This window comes from Bacillus methanolicus MGA3 (genome assembly GCF_000724485.1).
In the GTDB taxonomy this organism is placed as follows: Bacteria; Bacillota; Bacilli; order Bacillales; family Cytobacillaceae; genus Bacillus_Z; species Bacillus_Z methanolicus_A.
Genome location: NZ_CP007739.1, coordinates 3,043,084 through 3,058,010 on the forward strand (window position 1 = coordinate 3,043,084; position 14,927 = coordinate 3,058,010).

The following is a 14,927-nucleotide window of genomic DNA, read 5'->3' on the forward strand; positions in this document are numbered from 1 at the left end:
TTCAATCGGTTTTGTTTTGTACTAGCAGATCATATAACTCATTTTTCAAGCGCCTTAAAAAAGGTCTGCTTCGTGCTATGGAAGTCATTTCCGGCGAAAAAATTCCTCTTAGGGCTTCTTCCCGATCCGGCTGCCCTTCACAGTCCAACTGGCGATGCAGGAATAAGAGACTTCTGCCAGATTCACATGGTTCAGCGACTGCCATGATGACATCATTTTCATGCGCCCAGATGCGCTGCATCCAAGGTTGATATGTCTCCGTACCACTGGCCGAAACTGCAATGAGATCAGCTCCCTGTTTGGCCAAGATGCGGTAGGATTCCGGAAATTCCGCATCTCCCCCCGTGAGAAGCCCGATTCTGGCAAACGGCAGTACCAGCGTACAGAAACCCGAATGCCCATATCCTCCTCGTCCGAAAGAATCCCTATGGACTTGTTGATAGGTTCCTATGCAGCCTTCCGGTCCTAAAAGAAAGGCCGTCGGCACACGATGACCGTCTATTTTTTGCGGAACCGAAGCAACAAGATACATTCCATATTTGGAAGCGAAGGAATGAAGAGCATTCTGATAGAATTCGAGGCCAGTCTCCGTCCCTTCTGTTTCGGTAAAATCCATCTCAGGCAATATGATCAACCGATGCTTGACATTTTCTTCGTTCTTACGCGATTCCAATTCCAGCCATTTCGAAACATTGGACAACCACTGCTCCAATGTTCCGCGAGTCGACAGTTGGGCGACGCAAACCTCAAAAGGTACTTGTGGCAAGGTAGGACGAGTCTCTCCTTCTTTCCAAAGATATGGGTGCAGGAGCAGGTCTTGATAAGCTGCCGGCTGCCGGAACTCTAGTATTCTCTCTTTTCGGTTGTCATCATCATGTTGATATTCGCCGTAGACAATCCCATCTCCTGACAATTTCCAATCTTGAACCACACCTTCAGGACCGATGACTGCACTTCCTCCCGTAAACTGAGCCCCGCGTTCCTGTCCCCAACGGTTAGCGGCTACCCAGCAAAGTCCATTTTCCTTTGCCCGCAAAGCCCATGTTTTGCTCGGAGGATTATTGCTTTGCCCAACCCAATTCGTCGGAAACGCAATAATATCAGCTCCCTTAAGTGCAGCTATTCTTGCCGGTTCAAAATACATTGCATCCATGCAAATCAACATCGCGATACGTCCAATTTTAGTAGAGAATACAGGGATGCCTTCATTGCCTTCGCGAGCCCAACGAGGATCGGCAGCGAAAAGATGGGTTTTACGGTAGCGCCCTACCACTCCTTCGGGGCCGATCAATACGGCTGAATTGTAAAAAATATCGGTAGGTGGATCGACCTCTGGCAGCCCGATGACTACATAGCAGGAATACTTTTCAGCTACGGCTTGAAAAAGTTCTGTTGTAGGGCCGGGGATCGGTTCCACATAGGGAGCGATTTCGTGGCGGTTCTCAAAAATATACCCTGATGTGGCCATTTCAGGAAAAACAATCAATTTCGCTCCGTTTTCCGCCGCTTCTTCAGCCAGTTCCAGCATACGGCGCCGGTTTCCATCCAAATCGCCTAAGCGTGATTCAAATTGAACGGCCGCCACTTTCACAGATTCTAACCTGTCCATCATCCTGACCTCCATTTTCTCCTACCACGAATGATTCTTTCGACCAATCGAAAAGAACAGCTTCCCCCTCTTCCGAATGAAGGATAATGCGGGGATCCTCTGTTAATTCACCAATGACTTGTGCTGTAATCTGTTCTTTCTGGAAAAGCGCCTGAACCTTGTCCGCATGCTCAGGATCGACGGCCAAAATGAATCCATATCCAGGGAACATTTTTATCCATTTTGAAAAATCCACCTTATATGGTTTAGGTATGCTGTTCAAATCAACTCGCGCACCGCATCCTGAAGTTTCAGCCAACATCGCTAATGTCCCTATAAGCCCTGCATTGCTGATATCGCGGGCGGCAGCAGCCAACTGACGTTCAGCAAGCATCGGCAACACAGCCAGCTTGCTTTGAAGATCTTGCGGCGTACGGAAGCTCGTGCTGTCCCACTGCAGATAATTTTTAAATTGGCGGCCTTCCAGATCGATGGCAGCCATCAACCATTGGCCTGGCCGGCCGTGAAAACAACGCAATAAATGGGTGGCTCTTCCAATCATGGCAGTCGCCGCTCCTGCTGTTTCTTCCGGCAAATAGTGCCCTCCAACCATAGGAACCCCATACTTCCGGCAAGCCTCTGCCATACCCTGAGCAATTGTTTCTGACATTTGATCATCAGGAGCACTCAATAAATTGACCGCGGCAGTCGGCTTTCCGCCCATCGCATAGATATCATTTACACTCACCAAGACAGAGCAATATCCTGCCCAGAAAGGTTCGGCGGCTGCCAGCTGCGGATAAATGGCATCACAAGACAGAAGGATGTACTCGTTTCCCGTGGCGAGAATCGCCGCATCATCTCCAATCGGATCCAATGTTGAACCGAAATTCCATACATCCTGAAAGGCTTTCAACGGCGATTGAATCGCCTTTTTTCGATTGACTATGATGGAGCTTTGCAATTCACGAACTAAGGAGTGCAGCGTGACCACGATTTATCATCCTCCTGTAAAGCTTCATATGTTCACTGGCAGCCATTTGCCATGTATATTTACTGGCCGTTGCCTTTCCATTTAAAATGAGTGTGTCGGCAAGGTCTTTTTCTCTAACTGCGCGGATCATCTGCCGGGCAATCGCCTGATCATCTTCAGGGTTTGCTAATAATGCATTATAAGAATCAACTAAATACTCCTTGAATACCGGAATGTCTGAGGCAATGACCGGAACACCGGCAGCCATCGCTTCAAGAATGGCCAATCCCCATCCTTCCTTGATTGAAGGCTGAACGAAACAATCAGCAACATGGTAAAGATGAAATAATGTTTGATTATCAACGGACCCTGTGATTCGCACCCCTTCTTGAACATCAGATGGCAAGCGGCTAAATTCTTCAAAAAAAGACTTCCTATAATACTGGTAATCAAACAATGTATCCCCGCCAACAATGAGAAACACACTTTCCGGTACAGCTTCTTTTACCCTTGCATAGGCACGCAAGATGCGTAGAGTATTTTTCCTTGGTTCAATCCCGCCGATCGTCAGAAAGACCGTTTTCCCTTCTAACTCATACTTATCACGTACCAGCGACCTGTTTCCCGCTTCTTGAAAAAACCGCTGCTCAACGCCGTTGTAAATAACCTGTGAAGATCGTTCATATATGGATTCCAATCGGTCTTGCCAATAACGGCTGACCGTGATTAAGGCATCCGGCCCGATAACCGAACGGTTTTGACACTGAACCAAAGCAGGGGTCGTAAAATCGTCCAAATGATGAACAGTCCGGCAGAAGAAGGGGATCAAACCCTTCTCTCTTAACCGGTACAAACTATTTGCGCTGATGCAATCCTGTGCATGGTGGATATCAAACGTATCGAGCGGTTCCTTTTCCAGCGCCTCCACATACGTATCGATATACCGGAGAATGCGGGACTCAAATTGTTCATCAGAACGGGAAGAAAAAGGGATGAGCTTAACAGCCGTTTTTACGGGACGAAAGAAACTCGAACCATTTTGCGACAAAGAATAAATGACCACTTCATTTCCCGCATCCTGCAGCGCCTCAGCCAAAGCCAATGTATGGACAACACCGCCCCTTGGCTTCGTCGAATAAGTATAAAGTGCCACTTTCAATCGATCTCACCTCCCAAACTGCCAAATTGTCAACCTAAATATCTATTAAGACGCGTATTCTGCTATTTTCTCTAGTTTCCGATTCATTAATCCGGCCTCTTTCACAATGGTGCTTACATAACGATCCATGCCCCCAAGAGGCCGGATATGAATTCCCCTTATTCCATCGATGGTTCGAAGTTTATGAATCAACTCTACCACCATCTTCATTCCTTCATCAGGCGAATCTGCCTCTTTGATTCTCTTAATGATTGTTTCCGGAATCGCAATGCCCGGAATTTTTAACACTGCATCTACATGGTCTGCATCCCGTAAGGGCAAGATACTCGCCATAATATATGAACGCTCGTGCAGACCCCGGCGGCGTGCTTCCTCCATCCATTCACCCAACAAATCAAGGTCAAATACCAACTGTGTACGAACAAAATTAGCTCCGGCATCTATTTTTGCTTCCAGACGGTCGATCAATTCCTTCACTGGTTTGCCGGCGATGTTTTCAACGACTCCAATCGTCATTTGCGGCGCTTCTTCCATTACGGTATTGTCAAACAGCTTTCCTTCATCTACAAAGCGGCGTACATACCGCACTAGTTCCATCGTCTCCAGATCATAAACTTCTTTCGCGTTCGGCTCTGTTCCAATCCTTGCCGGATAGCCTCCCAAAATCGTGATATTTTTGACTCCTAAAGCTGCTAGTCCCATCAAGTCGCTTTGAATCCCCATCCGGTTGCGGTCCCGCAGATTAACCTGAACAATCGGTTCCATCCCTACCTGGCGGATAAAAAAGGCGCCAACAACGGGAGATAGCCGGGCAATGGCCAGCAGGTTATCACTAAGATCAACTGCATCTACATAACCTCTGGCTCTAACGGCTTGCTCAACAAGCGGACTAGGATTCCAGCTCCGTGGAGGCACCATTTCAGACGTAACAGTAAAATAATCCGGTGAAACCAATCTATTTCCCAAGTAGATAGACATCTGTATTCAACTCCCTCTTCTTTTATAGTCATTAGATTTGGAATGTACTTAAAATAAATGCTCCTGCGCGGTGGTACTCAATCAGACAGTCTTGAAGATCCAACGGGTGAACAGGTATCGTGCCTTCAATCAGGTCCTCTTCTCGAATACCGTGAAGACCTAATCCAAAACGGCAAACATAAACTTTTCCCCCTTCTTTGATAAACGTAGCCAAGCTTTCATTCATATTTAACATCCCACCGAAAGCCGATTTGCCGACCGTTGGAAAGCCGCGGGTAGCTACAGCGTTTATGGCTCCTGTTCCGTAAAAATAGATGGCTACTTCAAATCCTTTGCGCTGTGCACGAATGGCTTGCAAGATTGCCACGTAAGATAAAGAAGATTCATGGGCAATACCGTGCACTAAAACTAAAAATTTCTCTCCTGGATTTGCTTTGTAGTCAGGGAAGACTTTGGTATCTCCATACAATTTTGTTCCTTCCGGTAAACTTGGATGCGGGATTTCATTCATGGATTTCAATTCGTTTTCATTTAAATTTGCCATTTTCATAACCTCCTATTTCATTTAAAAAATCATTTATGGTGAAAGAGCATTTGCTCTTAGGCCAACTTGCTAAAATACTGTTCTTCTGCGTTCCCCCAAAAAACACGTTCTTTAATTTCATCGGAGATTGGGGCGCCTTGAATTTTCCAAAACTCACCTTCATAATCGCTCCATGGCTCATCACAACCGAATAAAAAGCGGTCAACACCGATTCCTGTTTGATCCAATTCCTTCAATAGCTTACGTACGGCAAAGCCGATCGCCCAGCTTGAATCAATATAGACTTGGTACCCGCCTTCAATGAGATCTCTCCATTGGGATATAAGCCGGATGTGGCCGCTCACACCGCCTCCCATATGAACCAAATGGATTTTAAGATCTTTGCCGTAACGTTTGATCAACTCAAAATAATTGGTGATATCTGAATTGCCTCCCGGGCTTGTATGAAAATGAATTGGAATATTTCTTTCTCTTGCCTCGCTGAAAATCTTTTCATGGAGCTTCAAGGTTGCTTCATCCCATTTTCTTGGATCAGGGGTGCCTCCCAGCAAATAGCTCATCTTTAGACCGCGAATGCCCGGTTCATCCAGCATTGTTAAGGCTTTTTCCGTTAATTCACGGTTCTGCGGCAATCCGGATACCCATAATGCACCGGCAACCCTGCCATTGCCTTCCCGGCACAGCTGAACGACCAATTCATTAAGTTTAAAAGGCTGTTCTTGAACAGGAATCCCGTAATTAGGAATGATGAGACATTTCTCCATCCCCCTGGATTCCATAAATCGAGTCAATTCTTCTGAAGTTGCCGGACCGGGATCCGCAGGAGAAATCGGTTCTTCCGATTCATAGAATGGCCACGGATCTAAAACACCGACATGATTGTGGACACTATAAACTTTTCGGCCAAACCCCATGGTCAGAGGCTTTTCTTCCTGGAAGTTATATTTGTTTTCCTCAGCAGATGATTCACAATGCTTCAACTGCTTGCTGCTTCCGTCTTGCGGATTGTGGCGATACATGAAACACATTAAGATCTACCTCCATGATTTGATGCGGGTGCCCATGGAAGAAAAATATATCTCCTATTGGCTCCCATCCTAATTTTTTGAACAATTCAATATTTTGAAGTTGAACGGATGCTAAAAAGCGGCTTGCCTGTTGATTCTTGACTGTTTCAATAGCAGCCCGAATCAAGTAGACCCCAATCCCTCTGGTCCGGTAATCCGGATGCACAGCAAGCCTTCCACCCCACCAAACATTTGGCTTCTCTTTATCGCGATAACAGCGGACCGTTCCTATGAGAAGGTCTTTCCTTCGTGACCAGGCATTTAAATAAATAGCCCCGTCATCATACTCATCCAAGTCATTTTCCTCAAACATGTGCTGTTCGTGCACAAATACCATTCGTCTTAACTCTAAGGCTTTCTGAATTTCTTCTTCGCTTTCAGCTGCGCGAATCTCGCAGAATTTCATGATTTCCCTCCTTTTCCCTTATCCTGATTTTTCGAATAATGGAAGAGCGGAACAAGCACCGCATTTAGCGCATCCGGCCATGCTGTTTGCAGAGGATAAATTCTCTTCCTGAAGTACAGCGGCCACGCGGCGGTAAACTTCAAGCATCAAATCACTCGATGGAGGGGCCGCGTTTTCCAGCTCCGTTCCACGAAGTGGACGAAGCGGAACAACGAATGGATAGACACCTAACCTGGCTGCCCTTCGGCAACCTTCCACCGTTTTTTCCAAGTCCTCTCCAAGTCCGATAATGACATATGTGCTTACCTGATTTCTGCCGAAGACAGACACCGCTTTTTCAAATGCTCGGAAATACACTTCAAGCGAAATCTGGGACTTGGACGGCATCACCTTTTTTCGGACTTCTTCATCAAATGACTCTACATGGAGGCCAATTGAATTGGCGCCGGCATCTTTTAATACTTGATACAATGAATCGTCATTCGGAGGCTCGCACTGAACTTGAATAGGGAGCTGGCTGACTTTGCGGATGCTTCTTACGCATTCAGCCAAATACAGAGCCCCACGGTCTGTTTCGTTCGGTGTGCCTGTCGTTAACGTAATGTGCTTAATTCCATCAAGCTCTTCCGCTGCTTTCACCACTTCGGCAAGCTGCTCCGGTTTTTTCTGGGCAATGGTGCTTCCTTGCTCCAAAGAATGGCCAATGGCGCAAAATTTGCATCGTTTACCCGGCGCCCAGCGGATACAGCTTTGAATGACGGTGCTTGCCAGGACATCTGCTCCGTGAAGGACGGCAATTTTGTTATAGGGAATTCCATCCTTTGTACTTAATTCATAAAATTTAGGCCGCCGAACAGCTTCCAGAAAAGTGAACGGCAATGACTTCCCTTCATATTGAAGCATCAGACCGGAGGATCCTTGAGCTAACGAATAAGGAGAATGTTCTGCCGGACCATTCAGCGTAGGGATCATAACAGCCTGTCCCTGGACCAGAAAAGCTTGATCATCTGTTGGTCCGGCTCCCCCTCTTCTGCCTCCTTTTGTAAGTCCCTCAGTGCGCAAACCCTTATTCTGAAGGTCCACCAGCAAGGATTCCAAGCGATCAACATTCACGGCTTCTTGTTTCACTTTTTCAATTGAGCTCATACAATCCCCCCATTAAGTAAAATTTCCTTACATTTTCCTAGATTCATATAATGTAATTTTTTATTACCTTATATGTTATTTCTTTTTACATTAACAATCATAATATGTAATAATGAATATGTAACGAGCCAATTCTTCTGTTTTTTCACCAACCAATGTAAGATCTTCTTACAATCAGATTGAGGGGTTTTTCATTTTTACTTTAAAATTTATAAAAAGGAGTCTTTCACATACTAAGGAGGCAAAAAATGGAGTGGAGACCAGATAGAGCAAGCGAAGTCCCTTTATATAAACAAATCGCTAATTATTTGGAATCCAGAATTTTAAACGGTGAATTTCCACCTGGGAGCCGCTTGCCTTCCGAACGGGTTTTAGCTAATCAATGGAAGGTTAACAGAAGTACGGTCAACTGCGCTTTCGAGGAACTGCGATCCGCCGGACTTGTGTCTCGCATAGTAGGCCGCGGAACAGTAGTAATCCGAAATTTGCCGGGGAGCGGGACAAAACAATTTCCTAATTGGGATATGTACGTTAAACAAGGCTACTATCCGCCAAATAACCCGGTAAATCAAAACATATATCGGTTTATTCGAGCGGATGAGCCAATGATTAATTTTGCTATAGGAGAGTTAAGTTCTGACTTGCAGCCTGTAGAATTAATGAAAGAAGCCTATAGTTCCATAGAATTAAACAACGATTTAGGCTATGAACACATACAAGGTAATATCACACTGAGAGAAACCATTTCCGAGCATATGAAAACATATCGAAAGATCGAATCTACTCCTTCTTCCCTTTTAATTACATCAGGAGCTCAGCAAGCCATTCATCTCATTATTCGAGGTCTGCTTAAACCCGGAGATTCAGTTGCGATTGAAGATCCTTCGTATGCCTACTCGCTTCCGATTTTCCATTCTGAAGGCTTACATACACATCTATTGCCAGTACAAAACAATGGAATTGACCCGGATCAAATCATCACACTGCACAAAAGATATCGCCTCAAGATGCTGTTCCTGAACCCCACTTACCAAAATCCTACAGGAACGACACTTGATCTTGAAAGAAGGCGCAGAATACTTGAAATATGCTCAAAATTCGGGATTGCCATAGTTGAAGATGATCCGTACAGTATTACCGGTTATGATGGTACAAGCATCCCCAGTATGAAATCAATGGATAAAGAAGGCCTTGTTCTTTATGTTAGCTCATTAACCAAAATTATCGCTTCAGGTCTTCGAATCGGCTGGATTTTGGGACCGCAAACCGTAATTAACCATTTAGCCGACGTCAAGCAGCAATTTGATTTCAGCCATCCCAGCCTTCCGCAATTAATTGCTGCAAAGCTGTTAAGTTCCAAGCATTTTGATGAACACATTATGCATTTGAGGGAAGGATTGAAAATAAAAAGGGACTTAACGATACGATCCTTAGAGAAAGAACTGAAAGGAATAATTAGCTTTTCTGTTCCGGAGGGAGGCATACATCTATGGTGTAAATTAAATGATGAAGAAATAGATGAAAACTTGTTATTCAAAGAGTCTCTAAAAAAAGGCGTCGTTTTTGCACCGGGAAGCACACTAGGATCGAAGCATAATTATATACGACTAACCTATAGCCGAGTAGAAACAAATTGCATCTCCGAGGGGATTCAGCTGCTTGCACAATCGCTGAGGGAGTTGGAATAGAAACAATAATTCTTTTTAGATAAGATCCTAATATATTCTTTTTTTGTTTTTGGTAAAATTACTGCACTTACGAAAAAGTGTAGTTTTTTTCTTATTTTCATTAATTTAATTTATTAATCAAACGTTTGATTAATAAATTGAAAGAGTCAAACAATGCTTATTTCTGCCTGCCGAAAATCCAACAAAACGACTTGGATTATCATCTTTTTATTTTTAAAAACAAAAAGAGGGGCACCCTTTACAAAGGAATTTTTTAGTTCCTTTCTGAGTCAGCCCCTATTTCTTTTTAATATGAATTAAATGAGGATTTTATATCATTAGTAACCTCCATAGCCGCCAAAGCAAGAACATCCTACAATGATGATTAGAACGAATAAGACAACGATTAACGCAAATACGTTATTCATCGATTACACCTCTAGTCGTGATAAATGATATTTTTTAAAACTGTGGTTTTGCAAGAAAAAGAGGCTTCTTAATCATTAATAACTACTCCAAATACTTGCACCCACAATGATCAATAGAATAAACAATACGACGATTAACGCAAAGTTAAAGCCACCACCGTATCCACCGTAGCCGTAACCACCATAACCTCTACCACATCCGCAGCCACACATATTAGTTCACCTCCTTTTGCAATCTTATTTTTATGTTAATGTAAATAATAAACAACAGTATGGACATATATCATAATGAATAAGATAATTCCTGGTTTCACCCAAAAATTCTACTAAAAACCGAAAAGCGTATGTTATTACATACACTTCTGAGAGGTGACTATATACAATACGGGCGATAGTGGGTTGATACGGCGGAGATAATATTATCTTTTATACAAGATATGCACAAATGCCAATCTCTAAATTTTCGATTTTTTAATTATGTATGTCTCATTTTTTCAACAAACAATAGTATTTAACTTCTATTTTTATTAATACTTTTTTGTTTAAATCCGTGTGTGTCTTCACTAATTTTCTCAATAAGACAAAATATAATTAATATTGACATAATTAAAAAACACATGATATTATATTCCTACTAATCCGATATGAATTTAATGTTAATGATCCGACCAGACCACTGAAGGCTCCCTTAAGAAGGGAGCTTTTTTTATTAAAACTTTAATGAAGAAGGAGGACTTAAAAATGGACCCAAAATTAGTACATAAAAAACAAGTGGCTATTAGAGGAGTTTCAATCATCAGTATTGCCCTGATACTGATCATTTGGACAGTGAGTACAAATTTAAAATGGGTTGAACCTATTTTTCTCCCTACTCCCCAATCCGTTTGGAGGACATTTTTAGAGTTAGTACAAGATGGATATAAGGGAGCTTCGTTAAGCACTCATATCTTAAACAGTTTGTACAGGCTATTTATATCCTTAATTTTAGCAATTTTCACAGCTGTGCCACTCGGAATTCTCTGTGGCTACTCAAAATATATACTTGCAATTTTTGATCCTATTATTGAATTTTATAGACCTCTTCCTCCACTAGCCTATTATGCCTTACTTGTTTTATGGCTAGGAATTGATAATAAATCGAAAGTTGCACTTTTATTTTTAAGTGCTTTTGCTCCGTTGTTTATTTCAACTGTATCTAGTGTACAACGGGTACCACAAGATCGTATAAATGGTGCATTATCTTTAGGAGCTTCAAAACAGAAAGTATTTTTATACATAATTCTCCCCTCTTGCCTTCCAGACATCATAACGGGTCTTCGCACAGCAATCGGGGTTACTTATGCTACATTAGTTGCTGCAGAAATGGTGGCAGCTACCTCAGGTATTGGATGGATGGTATTGGATGCAAGTAAATACTTGAGAAGTGATATTGTTTTTGTGGGGATTATCTTAATGGGGGTAATCGCTATTCTTATGGATGGCATCATCAGGTGGTATCAGCATCTTAAATTTTCTTGGGTTGGAAAACAAGACTAACAAAATGATTGAGGAGAGAAATTAAATGATTTATCAAAGGAAAATAAACGTTGTATTTGTTCTTCTATTGCTTATTGTATTTACTCTAATAACTGGTTGCTCCAATCAAGGGGCATCCGCTGCAAAAAATGAAAGATCAACAGCCTCAGCTAGTAACGCACCAAAAGAGATTAGATTGGGATACCAAGTTTCCCCAAATGGAGAACTCTTAGCAAAGGCCTTAGGTTTGCTGGAGGAAAAGTATCCGCATGTCAAAATTAATTGGATTAAATTTGATTCTGGACGAGATGTTAATAATGCAATGGCAAGTGGAAGCATTGATTTTGGCCTTGTTGGTACTCCTCCTGGTTCAATAGGTATTGCAAACGGATTACCTTACAAAGTGTATTATCTTCACGATATTATCGGAGAAAGTGAAGCATTAGTAGTAAAAAAAGATTCTGGTATTAAATCATTAAAAGACTTGAAAGGTAAGAAAATTGCTACCACGTTTAGTTCAACATCTCATTACAGTTTACTAGGGGCCTTAAAGGAGGAAAAAATTGATCCTCAAAAAGATAACATAACACTTCTCGATATGCAGCCCCCTGATATTTATGCTGCTTGGAAACGAAATGATATTGATGGTGCTTATATTTGGCAACCTATGCAGACTAAGTTGATAAATGCAGGAGGTAACATTATTGTTACATCAAAAGATTTGGCTAAAAAAGGCATTGTAACTGGAGAATTCGGAATTGTGAATAAAGATTTTGCTAGTAAATACCCTGAAATTGTAAAAGGCTATATCTCTGTTTTAGATAAAGCTGTGCATTATTATCGGAATAAACCGAAAGAAGCATCCCAAGTTCTTTCTAAAGAATTAGGATTATCTCCTGCGGAAAGCTTAAAGACAATGAAACAAATTATATGGTTGGACGCTTCTCAACAAAAGGATTTTTTTAGGGAACGACAGAAACCGGGAAAGTTAGCCAAAATATTAAAAGACACAGGAGATTTTATGGCTAAACAGAAAAACATATCATCTTCCCCTAGCCTAGCCACTTATCAACAAGCTCTATTTAGCGATCTTTACAAATAATCATGAATAGAGAGGGAAGTTTATGAAGTTTATGTATGTAAGCACACCTATCAAAGCACGTTCAGAGATTTTTAATAATCGTAATCCCACATTAATAGAATTAAAAAATATTAGCTTATATTATTCAAATGAAAATAGCGGTCTTCCTATATTGGACAATATAAATCTTCAATTAGAAGTCAATGATTTTGTGTGTCTATTAGGTCCGTCAGGTTGTGGTAAATCTTCTTTATTAAATATATTAGCGGGTTTTCAGAAACCAACCACAGGTAAAGTAATGATTAACAATAAACCACATACTGGCCCAAGTCCCAATGTGGGAGTAGTATTTCAACATCATAACCTTTTTCCATGGATGACCATCGAAAAAAATATTGAATTTGGTTTAAAAATGAAATCTATATCAAGACCAGAAAGAAAAAGACTCGTTTCCTACTATTTGAATCTTGTAGGACTAGAATCTTCTGCTAAAATGTTGCCTTACCAGCTCTCTGGAGGTATGAAACAAAGAGCATCAATTGCAAGAACATTAGCTACCGATCCACAAGCAATTTTAATGGATGAACCTTTTAGTGCATTAGATGCCTTAACTCGAGAAAACATGCAGATGCATCTTCTTGAACTTTGGAAAAAAACAAAAAAGTGCATATTTTTTATTACTCATGATGTAGAAGAAGCCCTATTGCTAGGAAAGAGAATTTTAGTTATGCATTCTAAACCGGGAAGAATTGTAGTAGATTTGCAAAACCCGTTATTACAGTACAGTCAATCAGTCAAAGAAATCAAAGATTCTAAGGAATTTCATGATCTACGATATTATTTAATTTCCACTATAAGAAACAGCAAATCAAATAATACTCTGTTTGGAATTAATTAATTGTTTGAATGGTCAAAAATTAATTTTTAATTACTGTTGAAAGGAGTATGTGTATGTCTCAAATTCATAGCCATTATTCTCGACCTCTCAAATTTGAAAATCGCGAAGATTATGTAGGCCCACGTATTTTACGACGTCTACCCGAAGGTGTGGAGGAACGACCATATTTATTATTTGAAGTCAGGCCACTAAGTCCAATTATAGGTGCTGAGATCATCGGAGTTGACTTGGGAAAACCAATTACCTCTGAGCTACAAGCAGAGTTGAACCGTGCACTATTAGAGTGGAAGGTTCTCTTCTTTCGCAACCAAAAAATCACTAGCGAACAGCAGCGGGCATTCGCTCGGCTGTGGGGTGAATTAGAAGTCCACCCATTTTATTCGACCTCTCCAGACCAATCAAAAGAAATAGTCCGCTTTGCCAGAGATAACAAACAAGCTGGCTACGAGAACATCTGGCATGCCGACGTCACTTTTCGAAGCAATCCTGCTAAAGCATCTGTATTAAGACTGATTGAAGTCCCTCCTGTCGGTGGAGACACGCTATGGGCAGATATGGGTGCCGCATATGACAATCTGCCCGACGAGATCAAGGAACGTATCGATGGTCTCACTGCCCTCCACGATTTTACTCCTTCTTTCAGTCATTTAATGACACCGGAAGAGTTAGCTATCAAACAGAAAGAATTTCCAGCTGTTGAACACCCAGTGGTTCGAACCCACCCAGAAACTGGCCGGAAGACTCTATTCGTGAACCCATCGTTCACTACCCGAATTGTCGGACTCGAACCTGAGGAGAGTGAGAAACTGCTTCAATACCTGTTTCGTCAAGCTCACATTCCTGAATATCAGGTGCGTTTTCATTGGGAGAAGAACTCAGTCGCCTTCTGGGATAACCGTGCTACTCAACATTATGCAGTTTCTGACTATTATCCCTATCCTCGCAAAGCTGAACGGGTAGCAATCGTTGGAGACCGTCCGTTCTAGACGATTGTTATCCGAATTTAACAATGAATGGAACCACTTTAGGTTCCATTCATTGTTTGTATAAGTATTCATCTTAAATTAAGGATAGGAGGAAAATTAATGAGTTGGGTTTTCCTTATTTTAGGAATTATTTCAGAAGTTTTAGGTACAACATCTATGAAGATGTCAGAAGGATTTACGAAGTTAATACCCTCAATATTAATATTTGTTTTTTATGGACTAAGTCTTACTCTAGTAACATTAGCACTCAAAAATATTGATGTGAGTATTGTTTATTCAATATGGTCCGGACTAGGTACAGCTATTATTGCAACCATAGGAATTTTATACTTCAAAGAATACATCTCCTTAATTAAGGTGTTGTCTATTCTAATGATTATTGCTGGTGTTATAGGGTTAAATATAAGTGGAGAAACACAGGGGAAAGAAACATCTTCATCACAATTACAAATAGAAAGGGACGGAAATTAAGATTCTGGTGCATAAATTTC

The 14,927-nt window shown here is 41.6% G+C and carries 16 protein-coding genes; 6 read left to right on the plus strand and 10 right to left on the minus strand.

Annotation, left to right across the window (positions count from 1 at the left end; all coding sequences use genetic code 11):
• Window position 1: 1 nt before the first annotated feature.
• The 8 genes from BMMGA3_RS14800 to BMMGA3_RS14835 are packed head-to-tail and all read right to left on the minus strand — an operon-like array spanning window position 2 to window position 7,861.
• Window positions 2-1,609 carry a nitrilase-related carbon-nitrogen hydrolase gene (locus BMMGA3_RS14800; protein WP_003346563.1) on the minus strand — a complete coding sequence of 536 codons (1,608 nt, stop codon included), beginning with the start codon at window positions 1,607-1,609 and terminating at the stop codon, window positions 2-4.
• Window positions 1,566-2,582 carry an AIR synthase related protein gene (locus BMMGA3_RS14805; RefSeq protein ID WP_003346565.1) on the minus strand — a complete coding sequence of 339 codons (1,017 nt, stop codon included), beginning with the start codon at window positions 2,580-2,582 and terminating at the stop codon, window positions 1,566-1,568. Before BMMGA3_RS14805 ends, BMMGA3_RS14800 begins: the two co-directional genes overlap by 44 nt.
• Window positions 2,554-3,714 carry an MSMEG_0565 family glycosyltransferase gene (locus BMMGA3_RS14810; protein WP_237712813.1) on the minus strand — a complete coding sequence of 387 codons (1,161 nt, stop codon included), beginning with the start codon at window positions 3,712-3,714 and terminating at the stop codon, window positions 2,554-2,556. Before BMMGA3_RS14810 ends, BMMGA3_RS14805 begins: the two co-directional genes overlap by 29 nt.
• A 51-nt stretch (window positions 3,715-3,765) precedes the next feature.
• Window positions 3,766-4,698 carry a methylenetetrahydrofolate reductase gene (locus tag BMMGA3_RS14815; protein WP_003346568.1) on the minus strand — a complete coding sequence of 311 codons (933 nt, stop codon included), beginning with the start codon at window positions 4,696-4,698 and terminating at the stop codon, window positions 3,766-3,768.
• Window positions 4,699-4,729: 31 nt separating this feature from the next.
• Window positions 4,730-5,242: an MSMEG_0572/Sll0783 family nitrogen starvation response protein gene (locus BMMGA3_RS14820; RefSeq protein ID WP_003346570.1), complete on the minus strand. Its 513-nt coding sequence runs from the start codon at window positions 5,240-5,242 to the stop codon at window positions 4,730-4,732.
• 56 nt (window positions 5,243-5,298) lie between these two features.
• The gene (locus tag BMMGA3_RS14825) at window positions 5,299-6,270 is read right to left on the minus strand and encodes an amidohydrolase family protein (RefSeq protein ID WP_237712803.1); all 972 of its coding nucleotides are present in this window, start codon (window positions 6,268-6,270) and stop codon (window positions 5,299-5,301) included.
• A complete protein-coding gene (locus BMMGA3_RS14830; RefSeq protein WP_003346574.1) occupies window positions 6,209-6,715 on the minus strand; it encodes an MSMEG_0567/Sll0786 family nitrogen starvation N-acetyltransferase in 507 nt (168 codons plus the stop codon). Before BMMGA3_RS14830 ends, BMMGA3_RS14825 begins: the two co-directional genes overlap by 62 nt.
• A gap of 18 nt (window positions 6,716-6,733) precedes the next feature.
• On the minus strand, window positions 6,734-7,861 hold the full coding sequence (locus tag BMMGA3_RS14835) for an MSMEG_0568 family radical SAM protein (RefSeq protein WP_003346576.1): 1,128 nt from the start codon (window positions 7,859-7,861) through the stop codon (window positions 6,734-6,736).
• Between the two features lie 248 nt (window positions 7,862-8,109).
• Here BMMGA3_RS14835 and BMMGA3_RS14840 point away from each other — a divergent pair, with 248 nt between their 5' ends.
• On the plus strand, window positions 8,110-9,549 hold the full coding sequence (locus BMMGA3_RS14840) for a MocR-like pyridoxine biosynthesis transcription factor PdxR (RefSeq protein WP_003346577.1): 1,440 nt from the start codon (window positions 8,110-8,112) through the stop codon (window positions 9,547-9,549).
• Between the two features lie 317 nt (window positions 9,550-9,866).
• Here the strand turns inward: BMMGA3_RS14840 and BMMGA3_RS17610 are convergent, their stop codons facing one another.
• Together BMMGA3_RS17610 and BMMGA3_RS17615 are read right to left on the minus strand one after the other, a co-directional pair.
• Window positions 9,867-9,956 (minus strand): YjcZ family sporulation protein, encoded by a 90-nt coding sequence (locus BMMGA3_RS17610; protein ID WP_081485647.1) that lies wholly within the window; start codon window positions 9,954-9,956, stop codon window positions 9,867-9,869.
• Between the two features lie 75 nt (window positions 9,957-10,031).
• A complete protein-coding gene (locus tag BMMGA3_RS17615) occupies window positions 10,032-10,169 on the minus strand; it encodes a YjcZ family sporulation protein (protein WP_003346581.1) in 138 nt (45 codons plus the stop codon).
• Window positions 10,170-10,697: 528 nt separating this feature from the next.
• On the opposite strand from BMMGA3_RS17615, the gene BMMGA3_RS14845 reads away from it, so the two are divergent.
• The 5 genes from BMMGA3_RS14845 (at window position 10,698) to BMMGA3_RS14865 (ending at window position 14,907) form a co-directional block, all read left to right on the plus strand.
• Complete coding sequence (locus tag BMMGA3_RS14845; RefSeq protein ID WP_003346583.1) at window positions 10,698-11,492, plus strand: ABC transporter permease; 795 nt, start codon at window positions 10,698-10,700, stop codon at window positions 11,490-11,492.
• A gap of 25 nt (window positions 11,493-11,517) precedes the next feature.
• Window positions 11,518-12,573, plus strand: coding sequence for a taurine ABC transporter substrate-binding protein (locus tag BMMGA3_RS14850; protein ID WP_003346585.1), 1,056 nt, complete (start codon window positions 11,518-11,520; stop codon window positions 12,571-12,573).
• Between the two features lie 31 nt (window positions 12,574-12,604).
• Window positions 12,605-13,450, plus strand: a complete 846-nt coding sequence (locus BMMGA3_RS14855) for an ABC transporter ATP-binding protein (RefSeq protein ID WP_034669160.1) — start codon at window positions 12,605-12,607, stop codon at window positions 13,448-13,450.
• A 53-nt stretch (window positions 13,451-13,503) separates the two neighbouring features.
• Window positions 13,504-14,436 carry a TauD/TfdA dioxygenase family protein gene (locus BMMGA3_RS14860; protein ID WP_003346589.1) on the plus strand — a complete coding sequence of 311 codons (933 nt, stop codon included), beginning with the start codon at window positions 13,504-13,506 and terminating at the stop codon, window positions 14,434-14,436.
• A gap of 99 nt (window positions 14,437-14,535) precedes the next feature.
• A complete protein-coding gene (locus BMMGA3_RS14865) occupies window positions 14,536-14,907 on the plus strand; it encodes a DMT family transporter (RefSeq protein ID WP_003346591.1) in 372 nt (123 codons plus the stop codon).
• Window positions 14,908-14,927: the final 20 nt, after the last annotated feature.

What these genes read in the sequence shown, in the direction of transcription:
- BMMGA3_RS14845 (WP_003346583.1), top strand. Translation starts at nt 10,698, where the DNA reads ATGGACCCAAAATTAGTACATAAAAAACAAGTGGCTATTAGAGGAGTT.
- BMMGA3_RS14850 (WP_003346585.1), top strand. Translation starts at nt 11,518, where the DNA reads ATGATTTATCAAAGGAAAATAAACGTTGTATTTGTTCTTCTATTGCTT.
- BMMGA3_RS14815 (WP_003346568.1), bottom strand. Translation starts at nt 4,698, where the DNA reads ATGTCTATCTACTTGGGAAATAGATTGGTTTCACCGGATTATTTTACT.
- BMMGA3_RS17615 (WP_003346581.1), bottom strand. Translation starts at nt 10,169, where the DNA reads ATGTGTGGCTGCGGATGTGGTAGAGGTTATGGTGGTTACGGCTACGGT.
- BMMGA3_RS14840 (WP_003346577.1), top strand. Translation starts at nt 8,110, where the DNA reads ATGGAGTGGAGACCAGATAGAGCAAGCGAAGTCCCTTTATATAAACAA.
- BMMGA3_RS14865 (WP_003346591.1), top strand. Translation starts at nt 14,536, where the DNA reads ATGAGTTGGGTTTTCCTTATTTTAGGAATTATTTCAGAAGTTTTAGGT.
- BMMGA3_RS14860 (WP_003346589.1), top strand. Translation starts at nt 13,504, where the DNA reads ATGTCTCAAATTCATAGCCATTATTCTCGACCTCTCAAATTTGAAAAT.
- BMMGA3_RS14855 (WP_034669160.1), top strand. Translation starts at nt 12,605, where the DNA reads ATGTATGTAAGCACACCTATCAAAGCACGTTCAGAGATTTTTAATAAT.
- BMMGA3_RS14820 (WP_003346570.1), bottom strand. Translation starts at nt 5,242, where the DNA reads ATGGCAAATTTAAATGAAAACGAATTGAAATCCATGAATGAAATCCCG.
- BMMGA3_RS14825 (WP_237712803.1), bottom strand. Translation starts at nt 6,270, where the DNA reads ATGTGTTTCATGTATCGCCACAATCCGCAAGACGGAAGCAGCAAGCAG.
- BMMGA3_RS14830 (WP_003346574.1), bottom strand. Translation starts at nt 6,715, where the DNA reads ATGAAATTCTGCGAGATTCGCGCAGCTGAAAGCGAAGAAGAAATTCAG.
- BMMGA3_RS17610 (WP_081485647.1), bottom strand. Translation starts at nt 9,956, where the DNA reads ATGAATAACGTATTTGCGTTAATCGTTGTCTTATTCGTTCTAATCATC.
- BMMGA3_RS14835 (WP_003346576.1), bottom strand. Translation starts at nt 7,861, where the DNA reads ATGAGCTCAATTGAAAAAGTGAAACAAGAAGCCGTGAATGTTGATCGC.
- BMMGA3_RS14800 (WP_003346563.1), bottom strand. Translation starts at nt 1,609, where the DNA reads ATGGACAGGTTAGAATCTGTGAAAGTGGCGGCCGTTCAATTTGAATCA.